We start from the raw sequence: 14,642 nt of genomic DNA on the forward strand, positions 1-14,642 counted from the left end.
CGGCCTCTGGGCCGGAGCGCCGCTCGGTTCGCGTCACTGATTGCGGAGCTGACTGCTGTATCGGTTGCGGGATTGTTTGTGGAGTTGTTTGCGGGCTTGTTTGCGACTCGGTGTGCGGAGCCGGAGCGTTCCCGGCGGACTGCTGCCCCGACCAGGGCCCTTCGTGGTGCGCCGCCAGGTGCTCGGCCACCCCGGCGAGGTCGGCGTACTCGAACAGGACCGTGCTGGACACGCCCTGGACGTCCCGCCGCACCCGCTCGTTGAACCGGGCCACCAGCCGGGAGCTGAGCCCGTAGTGCTCCAGCGGGACCCGCGCGTGCAGCTGGTCGGCGGCGATGCCGCTCGCGTCGGCGAAGCACTCGATGACGTACTGCCACACGTGGTCCCGGTCCTGCCCGTCCCGCGGGTCCACGGGCGCGATGGCCGGGGCGGTCACCGGCTGCGGGGCAGCGGGCTCCGGGGCGGCGGGCTCGGTCCGGGGCTGCCGGGCGGCGGGGGCCGCGACCGGGTGCGGTACCGGTGCGAAGACATGGACGGGCAGCGGGACACGGCGGGCCGACGCCGGCCACAGCCGGGCGAAGTCCACCCGGTGGCCGCGCAGCCAGTCGTTCACGGCCTGCCGCACGTCGTCCGCCCGCGCCGGCGCCTCGGCGAGCGCCGGGTCGCCGACGCCCGAGGCCAGGCCCGGGTAGGGGCGGCCGTCGAGGAACGCGGTGAGCCCGGCCCGGACCCCCTCGGTGCTGTCGGCGCTCAGCGCCAGGCGGTGGGCGAGGGAGGCCCGGCCGGTCTGCAGCGTCCAGGCCACGTCGTCGAGCCGGGCGGTGCGGCCCGCGCCCGCCAGGTGCTCGCGCAGCCGCCCGGCCGCCACCCGCAGACCGTCGGCCGAACCGGCCGACAGGACCACGGTGTGCGGGGCCCGCCCGGTGTCGACCGCCGTCGTTCCGGTGCGCTCGTCCGCGTCCGGCGCCGCGGTGCCGTGCCCGGGGGCGCGCAGCACCACATGGCCGTACGAGCCGGTCGCGCCGACCGCGTTGATCAGCAGCGTGGCCCGGCCGTCGGCCGCGCGCGGCCGCAACGGGCGCGGCGTGTCGGCCAGTTCGACCGGCAGCGCGTCCCAGTCCACGAGCGGGCTCAGTTCGGCGGCCACCCGGGTCGGCGCGATCTGTCCGTGCCGCAGCTGCAGCAGCGACTTGATCAGCTGCGACATGCCGGAAGCGGCCTCCAGATGGCCGATGTTGGGCTTCAGCGTGCCGACCGGCACCGGGGCGGTGCCCGTGCACCGGGCGAGCACGGAGCCGAGCGCCTCCAGCTCCGCCGCGTCGGCGATGCCCGCGCCGGCCGCGGCGCACTCCACGTAGTCGACGTCGTCGGGGATCACCGAGGCGTCCGCGAGGGCGCGGGCCAGGGAGTCCGCGAGGGCCTCGGTGTGCGGGGCGCCGTAGCGCGGTGCGCGGCCCGCGTGGCCGACCCGGGTGCCCTCGATGACACCGTGCACGGTGTCCCGGGCCCGGCGGGCCGCGCCGGCCGGGCGCAGCAGCACGACGCCGACGCCCTCGCCCGGGTGCCAGCCGCTGCCCTCGGCCGCGAACGCGGCGGGCGAGGCGTCGGCGGAGAGCAGTTCGAGACCGTCGAGCAGGCCCCAGTGGTAGGGGTGGGCCAGCAGGTTCACGGCGCCGACGACGGCCGCGCCGCACTCGCCGCGGCGCAGGCTCTCCACGGCCAGGTGGAGTGCGGCGAACGACGAGGAGCAGGAGGTGTCGACGGCGAGGCTGGGGCCGCGGAAGTCGAAGAAGTGCGAGATCCGGTTGGCGATGTCGGAGCCGGCCGCGGCGATCTGCGCGCTGTCGCCCGCCTGCCACCGGTCGGCGCCCTGCTGCCGGTGGTCGTGCCACATGGCGCCCATGAACACGCCCACGCGCCCCGCCGACGTGCGCAGCGACTCCGCCGTGTGCCCGGCGTCGTCGAGACACTGCCAGACCGTCTCCAGCATCAGGCGTGCCTGCGGGTCCACGTCCGGTGCCTCCTGCGGCGACACGTGGAAGTGCAGGCTGTCGAACCGGTCGATGTGCGGCAGGAACCCGCCGACCGCCCGGGCCCCCTCGGGAGCGGCCTCGGGGCGGGTCGGGGGCGCCTCGGCGACGGCGCTGCGGCCCGTGACGAGACCGTCCCAGAAGGTCTCCAGGTCCGGGGCGTCCGGGAAGCGTCCGGCCATGCCGATCACGGCCGTCGGTTCGGTGACGTGCTCGCCGTGTTCGAGGACGGTGGCGGGAGCCTCGGCCCCGGCGGGTGCGGCGTGCGTCACCGGCTCGGCCCCTGGCTCGGCCACCGGCTCGGCCACCGGCTCGGCCGCCGGCCGCACGGGCTCGGCGAAGAACGGCGCGGTGCCGTGCGCGGAGCGGGCGGGGTGCGCGGCCGCGCCGCCCAGGAAGGCCTGAAGGAAGACGTGGCCCTCGTCCAGGCCCAGGTGTTCGCGCAGCTCGTCCGTGTTCAGGGCGCCGATCGGGCACAGACCCACGCCGTGCGCGGCCTGCCCCAGCATGAGCAGTTCGCCCATGTAGCCGGATTCCAGGGTGAGATAGCGCAGGCTCTCGTCCGCGTACAGCGGCTCGATGCCGTGCCGCTGCCCGAACAGGTAGATCCCGAACCGGGAGCGGTCGAACACCGGCCGGTTGTAGTAGAAGTGCGTCCCGCGGTCCGGCCAGGCACCGGGCCGCAGCAGGCGCAGCGCGTGGCGGGCGGCGTCGTAGTAGTACAGCCCGGCGTCCAGGCCCTCGACGGCGTCCGGCGTCAGGTGCAGGTAGACCTGCACGGAGTAGGTGTCGCCGGCCGACGGGTACAGGGAGCCGGTCCCGTCCGGACCGCCGGCCTGACGCAGCAGGCCGAGCAGGCGGGCGAACGCGCGGTGCTCCACCGGCCGGTCGAGGAAGTCCCGGCGGCTGGACCGCCAGGCGAACAGTTCGGGCTCGAACTCGGCCTCGGGCAGGGCCACTTCAGGAAGCCCCGGCTCCTCGGGGCGCCGGTTCCAGTGCCGCTTCTTGAACCGTTCGCGCTCCTCGGCCGAGAAGAAGTCCACGGAGGCCGGAGGCACCTCAGAGGCGGCCTGCACCGGCTCGGCCACCGGCTCCGGCTCAGCCACGGGCGCGGGCTCCGGTACGGAAACCGCGACCGGAGCCACGCCGCCGCCCAGCCGGGAGTGCACCCAGCGGGCGATCGCGTCGACGGTCGGATTGTCCAGCAGAGCCGACACCGGGAAGCGCTCCTCGTACGCCTTCTGCAGGGCGCCCGAGACGCGGACCATCGTGAACGAGGTCGCGCCCTGGTCCCACAGGTCGGCATCGGGATCCACCGCACCGGTCCCCAGCGTCTGCGCGAACATGCCGGAGATCCGCTCGCGCAGCTCCTCGATCGTGGGCACGTCCGCGCGCGGGCTCGCGTCCGCCGCGGACCGCGGCGCGGCCGCGGGCGTCTCGGCCGGGGCCTCGGACGCGGCACTCGTCTCCGGCGCCGTCAGATGCTCCTTGCCCAGCGGCCAGGGCAGCCCCGCCCGGTCCAGCTTGCCGTTCGCGGTGGCGGGGAACTGGGACAGGAATCCGATGAAGTTCGGCACCATGTACTCGGGCAGCGTCTGCCCCGCGAACGACCGCAGCTCCCGCGCCGACGGCGCCGCCTCGGCCCGCGCCACCACGTACGCCACCAGTGTCCGGTCGCCCGACCCGTCCTCGCGGGGCAGGACCACGGCCTCCTTGACCCCGTCGTGGGCCCGCAGCCGGTGCTCGATCTCGCCCGTCTCGACGCGGAAGCCGCGGATCTTCACCTGGCCGTCCGAACGGCCCTGGAAGCTCAGGTTCCCGTCCGGGTAGTACAGGGCCCGGTCACCGGTCCGGTAGAGCCGCTCCTGCGGATCGTCGTGGAACGGGTCGGGCACGAAGCGGTCCGCGGTCAGCTCGGGCTGGTTCACGTACCCGAGCGCGAGACACTCGCCGCCGATGTACAGATCGCCCTCGACGCCCACCGGGCACGGCCGCATCCGCGCGTCCAGCACGTGGTAGCGGCAGTTGTCGATCGGCCTGCCGTACGGGATGCTGCGCCACGCGGGATCGATCGCGCCGACCCGGAACCAGTTGGACCACACGGTCGCCTCGGTGGCGCCGCCCAGACTGATGATGTCGGCGCGCGGGAACACGGCCCTGACCTCGTCGGGAAGCGACAGTGGCGTGTAGTCGCCGCTGAGGAACACCAGCCGCAGATCGCCCGTTCCGGCGCCGGGGCGCACCGCGTCGAGCAGCGCGCCCACCTGGGCGAGCGTGGTCGGCGCCGAGTTCCAGAAGGTGACCGGTTCCTCGACGAGCACGTCGAGCAGCAGCCCCGGATCGCGCTGCTGCTCCGCGTCCGCGATGTACAGCGCGCCGCCCGCGCCGAGCAGCCCGAACACGTCGAACACCGACAGGTCGAAGCCGAGCGAGGTCACGCACAGCCCCATGTCGCCCGGCCCGAACCCGAAGGTCCGCTCACACCAGTTGAGCAGGTTCAGGACCGGCCGGTGGGCGACCGCGACGCCCTTGGGGCGGCCCGTGCTGCCCGAGGTGAAGATGATGTACGCCGTGTTGTGCGGCTGAGCCGCCGGCTCCGGGTTCTCGTCCGCGTCCGCCGGGTGCGGGCCCGCGACGGCGCTGTCCGCGCACACCGACGGGCAGTTCTCGGGCACCGGCCAGCCCTCGCGGTCGGCCGTGACGACGACCGCCTCGGCGTGCGCCTCCTCCAGGATGACCGCCGCACGCTCCGCCGGGAGATAGGGCTCCATCGGCAGGTAGACGCCACCGGCCTTGAGGATGCCGAGCACCGCCGCGACCATCATCGGACCGCGCGGCACGCTGACCGCCACGACCGTCTCCGGCCCCACGCCCTGTCCGGCCAGCCGGGCCGCGATGCGGTTGGCCCGCCGGTTCAGCTCCCGGTACGTCATCGAGCCGCCGCGCCAGCGCAGGGCCTCCGCCTCGGGCTGCGCGGCCGCGCGCTCCTCGAACGGCCGGTGCATCAACCGCTCGCCGTCGAACGGGAACTCCGTGTCGTTCCACGTGTGCAGGATCTTGTGCAGCTCCGCGCCCACCGGCACTCCGTCCTCGTCCGTGCCGTCCGCCTCGGCCGGGTGGGAGATTGGCGCCGCGGTCTCCCGCCAGGCCCCGTCGTCCTCGGCGAGCCGGGTCACGGCCCGCGCGTACGTCTCGTACAGCTCGTCCAGTCCCTCCCGCGGCGCATGTCCTTGCGCGGTGTCCCAGGACAGCCGCAGCCGGCCCGCGTCGAGCGTCGTGATGCAGTCCAGGAACACGTCCGGGGTGCAGCTCAGCCACGGCCCCTCCCGCACCGCGGCGGGCAGCGGCCGGCCGGTCAGGTCCAGGACGCAGGTGTAGACGACGGGATAGCCCGCGCCGCCCGAACGCGCCACGGCGCGGCGCAGCTCGGGCAGACCGCTGCCCCCGACCGCCGCGTCCCGCTCCAGCGCGTCCTGGTGGACCCGCGCCCGCTGCGCGAACGGAAGCTCGCGCGGTGGGCACGGCAGCCAGCTCAGCTTCGTGAACTCGCCGGGCCGCCGCGCGTCCAGCGCGTGGTCCCAGCGGACCACCGGCACCGCGAAGTCCGGCCCGAACCGCTCGGCGAGCACATCGGTGAACGCCGTGAGCAGCGCCGCGTCCAGGCCCACACCGTGCCGCTCGCAGCGTTCGGCCAGCGGCCGCAGCGCGAGGGCCGCACCGTCGAGCCGGACCCGGCGCTCGGGCCCCGCCGCGGCGTCCGGCTCCGGCAGCGGCACGCCCGGCGGCAGGTCCCGCAGCACCCGGCTCCAGTGCCCGGCGGCCGCGTCGCCGTCCGTGCCGGCCGGGTCAGCCCCGGTGGCCCGGACGAGGACGGGCTCCGCCGACGGATCGGCGTACAGACGCATCAGTTCACGGCCCGTCAGATGAATGCTCCGGGCGTCCGCCAGCGTCAGGTCCACCGACAGCAGCACCGTGTCGCCCGCGTCGCCGCGCACGACCCGCACCTCGAACTGCGGATGCCGCCCCAGCGGGAAGGGGCACGCCGCCATCGCCTCGCGCACCGTCTCCGCCGGGACGCCCTCGACGACCGGCACCGCCCAGCGACGGGGCGCCCGCGCCCGCACCGCCACGGCGCCGTCCTCGGTGACGGCCGAGCGCAGCACCTCGTGCGCCTCCGCCAGCCGCACCACCGCCGACTCGAGCCGCAGCGGGTCCACCCGCTCCTCGGTCTCGTACGACACCACGACCTGGCAGCCGCGCCACGGGCCCGGCTCACCGGCCGCCCGGGGCACGAAGTACGCCTGCTGCAGGTCGTTCAGCGGCCGTTCGGCGACCGGGCCGTCCACCGCGGCCGCCCGCAGTCCGTTGCACAGCGACGCGAACGCGGCGTCCACGACGCCCGGGGCGAAGCACGCGTCCGCCGTGTCCCAGCGCACGTGCAGCGCGCCGTCCTGCTCCCACATCTGATGGTCGAGCCACACCCCGGTGGTCTGACTGACCGCGTACACCGGCGCCGCCCCGAAGCCTCGCTCGCGCGGACGGCCCGCCGTGTCGAGCATGCTCGTGAACACCACGGGCAGCGGCCCGGGCCCGGCGTCGCGGCCGCGCAGGGCCCGCTGCGCGCTCACCCCGCACACCGAGGAGTGCTCCACGGCCTGCCACAGCCCGGCGTGCGTGAGCCGGACGGCCTCCTCGAACGAGTGCCGCCCCGAGGGCACCGCCTCCACGAACGTGGTCGCCGTGAACGGGCCCACCAGCAGGTCGGCCCCGGAGGGGAGGTGCGGGCGCCGGCTCGTCGTCACGACGAGGGAGTACGGCCGCTGGTCACCGTGCCGGTCCAGGGCCTCGGTGAACACGGTCAGCACCAGCGAGGTCGGCGAGACGCCCAGCGCCTGCGCCCGCTCGCGCAGCGCGTCCCACTCGCCGGGCGCCAGACGCGCGGTGCGGCTGCTGCGGCGCACACACGAAAGCCCCGCGCCCCGCTCCGGTTCGGCGTCGGTGAACAGGCCCGGGGCGCCCGGCAGTTCGCCCAGCCGGCGCACCCAGTGCTCCAGGTCGCGGCGGTGCGCGGCGCCGCCGCGGGCCGCGTCCAGGGCCACGACGCAGTCCCGCACCGACAGCGAGGCCGCCGGTGCGGGAAGAGTGTGCCGCGGGTCGGCGTAACACGCCTCCCACTGCGCGGTCAGCAGGTCCAGGCCCTGCCCGTCGGTGACCATCGCGTCGATGCCGAAGTGGACGCGCCCCGTGCCGTCCGGGCCGAGGGTCACCTCGACGGCGAACGGGGGACAGGCGTCGGCGGGGAACAGGTGGTGGGACATCCGGGCCCGCACGGCGGTGGCGGTCGCGCCGAACGCGGCACGGTCGGCGCTCTCGCGCACCGGCATCTCCCACTCGGGGGCCCGCTCGGATATCCGGACGCGGCCGTCGTCGGTGACGACCGACCGCAGCATGTCGTGGTGCTCGACCAGCCGCTGCCACGCGTCCCGCAGCCGGTCCGGGTCCAGCGCGGGGACGTCGAACTCGCGGTACAGGTGGCAGCCCGCCGCGTCCGCCTGCAGCTCCGGCTCCTTGCCGATCAGGTACGACTCCTGCAGCGGGGTCAGCGGGAACGGCTCGTGGCGGGCGCCGGGATCCGCGACGACCTGCGCGCCGACCGCGGCGCCGCCGTCCTCGGCGTCCGCCGCGCCGGCGCCACCGGCCGCGTGCTCGGCGACCCGGCGCGCGTACGCGCCGATCGTGTCCGCCTCCGCGAGCCAGCCGAGCGGCACGTCGGCCGCGCACTCGCCCTGCACCGCGAGCCACAGCCGGGCCGCCGTCATCGAGTCCAGGGCCAGCCGGCCCACCTCGGTGCCGGCGTGCGCGGGCGGCTCGCCGGGCCGGGCCTCGGACAGGACCCGGACGACCACGTCCGTGACCCGCGCGGCGAGACCGTCGCCGACCTCGCCCTGCTGCCCCGCCGGGCTGGTTCCAGGCTCCATATCCGCTCCCCCTGGGAAAGACCACGGTTGCTGCGCCGTGACGCACCCTAGGAAGCAGCACACCCGCGGCCCCGCTCAGAAGTGAGCGGTCCCGCGGGCGGCGAACGAAGGGCGAGCGGACGCGGAGCGGTCGGCGAGCGGAGGACCAGTGGCGGACCAGCGCGGGGCGAGCGCGGAGCGAGTGTTTCTCTAGCGCAGCGGGGCGAAGGAGACGTCGCCCATGCTCTGCTCCACGAACAGGCGGTTCCAGGTGCCGCCGCCCTTCTCCGGCGCGATGATCTCGTCGAGATAGATCGCCCGGGTCGCCTCGTCCATGCGCATGTGCATGTCGATCAGGTCGTAGTAGGCGTCCTCCGACTTCATGTGGATGAGCCAGTGCACCCGGTCCGCGGGCCCGAACGCCTCCTCGTACAGGAACGACGAGGCGATCCCCGGCAGCCGCGTGTTGATCGACTCGGTGATCTTCCGGGCGAACAGCCGCGCCTCGGCCCGGAAGGCGTACTTCGGCTGGGCCACCCGGTGGATCATCCAGCCGGCCGTCGACGAGTTGAGGGTCTGCTCCGCGCTCATCGACGTCTGCCGCTGCGCCGGCGGCACCCGCAGGTCCGGAGCCGCCGCGTCGATGACGGTGCCCTCCGGCAGCGCCTCGTCCGTGCCGTACATGCCCCAGTGCTGCGGTATCAGCGCCGTCTCCGAGAACGAGCCGTCCACGAACATGCCGTGCCAGTCGGTGCCCGCGGCCGGGCCCTCGTCGCCGTCGAGCAGCCCGGCCAGCTCCCGGTGCCCGCTGAGCCGCGGCAGGTTGATCAGCCAGTGCAGCCGGTCGCGGGTCCCGAACGTCTCCTCGTGCACGGTGACCGTCGTGCGGCCCGCGAACTTCTCGTTCAGGTAGGCGGCCTGCTCCAGGGCGATCCGGCGCCCCTCGGCCCGGTGGGCCTGCTTGAGCTGCGCGGTGCGCTCGACGACCACACCGGAGTTGGTCGAGTGGAAGGTCAGTGCCGTCATGTTGGCTCCAGGTATGCAGGTGTCAGGGTGATGCGGTGTGACGAGGGTCGTGGGGCGTCGCGGGGTCAGCCGACGGCGCCGAGGACGCCGGCGGCGCCCGTCATCAGCCGTTCGGCGATCAGGTCGACGTGCCGGGCACGCCAGTCCTCCAGAGCGGTCCCGCGCACCACGTGGTTGAACGCGCCGATCGCCGGGCCGCACTGGATCTGGTAGTTGACGCGCTGGGCCGGATCGCCCTCCAGGGCCCAGCGCACGGAGCGGGCGAAGTACCAGCGGAAGGCGAGGGCCATGCGGTGCTTGGGCAGCCGGTCCGCCTTCTCGATCTCCGCGTCCCGCCCCCGGCCGAGGTGATAGGCGCGGGTCTCCGCCCACACCTCGTCGAACGGCCGCTTGAAGTAGGTCTCCTCGACCGAGCGCCGGGTCGCCGGGTCGATCGACTCCCAGCTGTCGTGGCTGCGGTAGAGCTGGTACAGCTTGTTGCCGCGGGCCGCGAACAGGGTGCCCTTGCGGACCACCTGGACCCGGGCCCCGATCTCGAACATGTCGCCCGCCGGGGCGTAGGCGGTGTCCTGCACGTCGAGGCCGGCGAGGATGTCCTTGACCGCGTCGGAGGTGCCCGCCTCGGGCGAGCACTGGTTGACCGTGCCGGTGAGGACGAAGTCGGCGCCGAGCACGAACGCGGCGGCGACCGCCTCCGGGGCCCCGATCCCGCCGGCCGCGCCGATCCGGATCCGTTGCCCGTAGCCGTGCCGGATCATCGCCGCGTCGCGGTGGCGCAGCATCGCGGGCAGCAGGGTCAGTGCCGCGCCGCCGTCGGTGTGCCCGCCGGAGTCGGACTCGACGCAGATGTCCTGGGCGACGGGGAGTTCGGCGGCGATCTCGGCCTCGAGCGGGGTGAGGTGCCCGTCGGCGAGCAGCTTGCGCAGGATCGGCTCGGGGGCGGGGCCCATGAACGCGGCGGCGACCTCGGGCCGCGACACCTTCGCCAGCACGCGCCGTACGGCGACGGGTCCGCCGGCGTCGTCACGGTGCGCTCCGGCGAAACGGAACCGGACGACGGCCGGGGTGAGCTGGGTGAAGCCGGCGGCCTCCACGTCGTGCACGTCGTGGCGCAGGCACAGGTCGACGACGGCCTGTTCGTAGGCGGGGTCGTCGATGGAGTGCAGCAGGTTGACGCCGTAGCGGCCGTCGGGGCCGAGCGCCTCCTTGATCCGTACGACGGCCTTCTCCACCTGGTCCAGGGCCAGGCCGCCCGCGCCGAAGAAGCCCATCAGCCCGGCCCGTCCCATCCGGATCACCAGGTCCGTGGAGGCGATGCCCCGGAACATGGCGCCGGCGAGATAGGCGTAGCGGATCCCGTACGCGCGGCGGAACTCCGCGCTGCCCAGCTCCTCGGCCCGCAGACCGCCGGAGGCCGGTGCGGCGGTGGCTGTGGCGGTGGTGGCCGGGGCGGGAGCCGAAGGCGCGGTGGCCGTCGGGGCGGGTGCGGCCGGGGCGGGCGTCCGCGCGGCGCGTTCCGTACGGCCGCGCTTCCACAGGTTCGTCAGGACCTGCCCGGGGCCGATCTCCTCGACCGCGTCCACGCCGTGCGCGGCGAGGTACTCCATGGTCTGCGACCAGCGCACCGGGCTCTCGATCTGGCGGGCCAGCAGACCGGCGATCTCGCCGGGGCCGTACGGGCGCGCCGTCACGCCCGAGACCACGGTGCGGTCCGGGTCGGCGAAGGTGAAACCGGTCAGGAATCGGGTGAACTCCCGGGCGGCCGGGCGCATGTGCCGCGAGTGGAACGCGGCGCTCACCCGGACCGGCACACAGCGCACGCCCGGCCGCGCGGACAACGCCGCCGACGCCGTGCGCAGTTCGTCCAGCGGGCCCGAGAGGACGGTCTGGGCGGGCGAGTTGTAGTTGGCGACGTCGACCCCGGAGGCACCGGACCGCGCGAGCAGCCCCGGGACCTCGTCGCCGTCGACGCCGACCACCGCCAGCATCCCGCCGCCCTGCACCCGCCCCATGAGAGCGCCCCGCTCGCGCACGAGCCGCACGCCGGTGGCGAAGTCGAAGCATCCGGCGGCGAACAGCGCGCCGTACTCGCCCAGACTGTGCCCGGCCAGGAATCGGGGCTCGGGCAGGGCCGGGTCGCGGGCCAGCCAGGACAGCGCGCTGACCACGAACAGCGCGGGCTGCGCGTACTCGGTGCGGTCCAGGCGGCCCTCGCCCCCGGTGCGGCACAGCTCCTCGATCGAATGGCCGAGGATGTCGTCGGCCTGCCGGGTCAGCTCGGGGAAGCGGGCGAACAGCCCCTCGCCCATGCCCTTGCGCTGCGATCCCTGACCCGGGAACACCAGTGCCACCATCGCGTCGTCCCTCCTGGCTCGGCCCCGGTCAGGGCCGGGGCGCCTCCCAGGGGAGCCGCCGCGTAGTCGTGTAGTCGGTGATGCGGCGCCGCGCGACGGGCGAGTCGATCAGCCGGGTGAACTCGCGCAGCGCGAACTCGTCCGTGTCCTGCGTGGTGAACCACATCGCCTGGAAGTACCGCTTGAGCTCGCCGATCGTGACCGGGTCGAGCCGGGTCAGCCGGACCAGCAGCTTGCGCACCGCCGCCTCGGGGTCCGGCACGACCTCGTCCACGAGCCGGAACTCGGCGGCGCGGCGGGCCGGCACCGGCTGGGTGCTCAGCGCCATCGCGTACGCGGGCTGGTAGCCGGTGCGCCGCACCAGCACCGGCAGCACACAGCAGGGGACGAGGCCCCACAGGGCCTCCGGCAGGCTGAACTCGCTGCGCTCGGTGGCGATCACGAGGTCGGCGGCGGCCGCGAGTCCGACGCCGCCGCCGGCGACCCGGCCGTCCACACAGGCGACGACCGCCAGCGGGGTCCGGCCCAGGCGCCGCATCAGGGCGAGGAACGCGGCCCCGCCCTGGTCGGCGCCCGAGGCGTCGGTGACGGCCTCCTCGAAGTCGAGCCCCGTGCAGAACGTGCCGCCCGAGCCCTCGATGACGAGCACCCGGCACTCCGGGTCGGCCTCGGCCCGGTCGAGGGCCGCCTCCAGGGCCCGGAGCGTGCCGCCGCCGAGGCTGTTGAGGCCGTCGGCACTGGCGAGCGTGACCCGCAGGACGTGCGGCTGTGCCGTCAGCCGCACGCCGTCGTGGACCGGGCCGGTGGCCGTCACGGTCGCGTCCGCCCTCAGAACCAGGAGGGCGAGCCGGCGTGCAGCGGCGTGAGCACGACGTCCTGGATGGTCGGCGACACGAAGGTCTGCTCCCAGCCGCCGCCGCCCTTGTAGTCCGGCACGAACTGGCGGTCGGACAGGGCCTGGTAGCCGGCGTCGTGGCGGCTGAGCTCGACCAGCTTGCGGTAGGTGTCGAAGCTCTCGAGGTGGATCATCCAGTGGATGCGGTCCTGCTGGCCGAAGGTCTCCTCGTACAGGTAGACCGTGGCCTCGCCGGCGAGCGCGCGGTTGACCTCCCTGGCCCAGGCGAAGGCGAACTCGCGGGCCTCGGTGCGGAACTTGAACGCGGTCTGCGCGGTGCGCAGGATCGTCAGGCCGCTGTCGACGGAGCTGCGCATCTGGTCGTCGGGCAGACCCGTCTGGTGGCGGGCCGGCGGGACGAAGGTGTCCGACGCCTCGTGGTGGTCGTCGTGGCCGTGGTCGTCGTCGTGCTCGTCCAGGCCGTGCTGCGGCACGTAGACGCGCTCCTTGAAGGAACCCTCGACGAACATGCGCTCCCAGTTGCCCGCGCCCTCGGCGGCGGCGATCCGGTCCGCCTCGGTGATCTCCTTGAAGCTGCGGTCGTGGTCGGCGACCTCGAGGAAGCGGCTGTAGTCGTTCGGCTGCTTCATGTGGATCAGCCAGTGGAGGCGGTCGGCGGTGCCGAGGATCTCCTCGTGCACGACGATCGTCGCGATCCCCTCCATCACCTTGTTGAGATGGCCGACCAGGTCCGTGGCGAACTCACGGCCCTGAGCGCGGAACGCGTGGTTGAGCTGGCCCGCACGGTGGATGATGAATCCCGCGTTGCCGGTGTGCAGCAGGCCGGAGTCGGATCCCAGGGGGCCGCTGTGGGCGGGAAGAAACGCGCTCCGGGCACCGCTCGCCGCGTCGGTCATCGCTCAGTCTCCTTCGTCGCACTGGTGAAGAGGCGTAGGAGCCCCTGGAGTCCGACGCTAGGGAGCGTCAGCGAGGGGCGCCGCTCACAATTGAGCGAGGCTCCGCCGCGGCGAAGAACTCGGCGAGCAGAGCGGCCACTTCGGCGGGCCGGTCGTACATGGAGTGGTGCGTGGCCCCGGGGAGCAGCTCGTGGCGGGCCCGGGGGAAGCGGCCGGCGGCCAGCGCGAGGCGTTCGGGGGAGGCGATGCGGTCGAACTCGGCTCCCACGCACAGCACCGGCACGTCCACGTCGCCCGCGTGGGCCAGCGCGTCGTCGGCCCAGTAGTCGAGGAGCTGGCGCGCGTACGCGACCAGGACGGCGTCGTCCGCGAAGGGGCGCAGGAGTTCGGTGTCCAGGGCGCGGGCGGGCCGGGCGAGGACCTCCTCGGCGGCCTGGTGCGGCGGGGTGTCGTCGGGCAGCGGCGCGGGGGCCCCGGTGAACAGGGTGCGCAGGCGGCCGGCGAGGGCGGGCCGGGCGGTCACCGCGCGGCACAGCTCCTCGAGGTTGCGCTCGTAGGGGGTGTCGGGTTCGCGGCCGGCCGCGTCGCCGGTGTGCCGGAACGAGCCGTGCAGGAAGACCATCGAGCGGACGGCGCCGGGGCGCCGGCGGTGGAAGGCCAGGGCCGTCTTGGGGCCGCTGCACCAGCCCACGAGGTGGCACTCGCGTGCTCCCTCGGCGGCCAGGACGGCGGCGAGGTCGTCGGCCTGGTCGCGCAGGCGCAGCGGACGGCTGTCCGGCGCGGTGCCGCGCGGTGCCCAGGTCAGGACCCGATGGGTGCGCGCGAGCACGGCCATCAGGGGGTGCCACAGGGCGGTGCCCATGCCGAGCGCGTTGACGAGGACGATCGGGGGCCGGTCCTCGGTACGGGGGCCGGCCGCGAGGTAGGGCAGGACGCCGCCGAGGACGCCGACGCGCTCGGGGGCGGCGGCGCCGATCCGGTCGGCCTCGCGCGTGACGGCGGCGCGCCGTTCTTCCTGGAGGCGGGCGAGCGCGGCCGCTTCCCGCGCGGAGGGCGGTGGGGCGGCCGGCCGGGGGCCGGAGCGGGTGGCGCGGGCGGCCGCGAGGCGGTCCACGGCGGTCAGTTCGGCCTCGTCGGACACCGCCTCGACGGTGAGCGCGTAGGTGTCGCCCAGCAGCCGGGCCAGGGACGCCGCAGCCGTCTCGTCGCCGCCGGCCGCGAGCAGCCGGGCGGGCAGGCGCAGCGGCCGCCGGACGAAGTAGTCGTCCTGCCGGGCCCGTACCTCGGTGACGGTGTCGTGCACGGCGTCGAGGAGGGACCGCAGCGGGCCGGCCTCGCTCTGCGCCGGTTCGTCGGGTGCGGCCCCGTCCTGCGTCGCTCCGCTCCGCGCGGCTTCGTCCCGCGCCGCGGATGCCCGCACCTCGGATGCCTCCAGCGCGTCCGTCATGACGGCCGTCCCTCCTTCGTCTGCTGCACGCCCGGGGGCACGGAGCCCGCGGCCGGGGCGGTGCCGTGGCATGCCC

6 protein-coding genes are annotated in these 14,642 nt (G+C 74.8%); all 6 read right to left on the reverse strand.

All coding sequences use genetic code 11. The features are described 5' to 3' along the window. The coding region (locus tag ACFW9D_RS10025; protein ID WP_384619900.1) for an amino acid adenylation domain-containing protein at positions 1 to 8,008 on the reverse strand (8,008 nt) is incomplete at its 3' end. Between the two features lie 189 nt (positions 8,009 to 8,197). Continuing rightward, entirely contained in the window at positions 8,198 to 9,013 is an 816-nt protein-coding gene (locus ACFW9D_RS10030; RefSeq protein WP_384619903.1) for a DUF6039 family protein, read from the reverse strand. A 65-nt stretch (positions 9,014 to 9,078) separates the two neighbouring features. Further along, positions 9,079 to 11,367, reverse strand: a complete 2,289-nt coding sequence (fabD, locus tag ACFW9D_RS10035; RefSeq protein WP_384619906.1) for an ACP S-malonyltransferase — start codon at positions 11,365 to 11,367, stop codon at positions 9,079 to 9,081. 28 nt (positions 11,368 to 11,395) lie between these two features. Continuing rightward, positions 11,396 to 12,181 carry an enoyl-CoA hydratase-related protein gene (locus ACFW9D_RS10040; RefSeq protein WP_223206496.1) on the reverse strand — a complete coding sequence of 262 codons (786 nt, stop codon included), beginning with the start codon at positions 12,179 to 12,181 and terminating at the stop codon, positions 11,396 to 11,398. A 14-nt stretch (positions 12,182 to 12,195) separates the two neighbouring features. Further along, positions 12,196 to 13,119 (reverse strand): DUF6039 family protein, encoded by a 924-nt coding sequence (locus ACFW9D_RS10045; RefSeq protein WP_188341939.1) that lies wholly within the window; start codon positions 13,117 to 13,119, stop codon positions 12,196 to 12,198. A 67-nt stretch (positions 13,120 to 13,186) separates the two neighbouring features. After that, a complete protein-coding gene (locus ACFW9D_RS10050) occupies positions 13,187 to 14,566 on the reverse strand; it encodes an alpha/beta fold hydrolase (protein ID WP_384619911.1) in 1,380 nt (459 codons plus the stop codon). Positions 14,567 to 14,642: the final 76 nt, after the last annotated feature.

The organism is Streptomyces sp. NPDC059524 (assembly GCF_042749255.1).
Taxonomy (GTDB): Bacteria; Actinomycetota; Actinomycetes; order Streptomycetales; family Streptomycetaceae; genus Streptomyces; species Streptomyces xanthii.

Coding starts and splice junctions, on each gene's coding strand:
- ACFW9D_RS10030 (WP_384619903.1), bottom strand. CDS start 9,013: ATGACGGCACTGACCTTCCACTCGACCAACTCCGGTGTGGTCGTCGAG.
- fabD (WP_384619906.1), bottom strand. CDS start 11,367: ATGGTGGCACTGGTGTTCCCGGGTCAGGGATCGCAGCGCAAGGGCATG.
- ACFW9D_RS10045 (WP_188341939.1), bottom strand. CDS start 13,119: ATGACCGACGCGGCGAGCGGTGCCCGGAGCGCGTTTCTTCCCGCCCAC.
- ACFW9D_RS10050 (WP_384619911.1), bottom strand. CDS start 14,566: ATGACGGACGCGCTGGAGGCATCCGAGGTGCGGGCATCCGCGGCGCGG.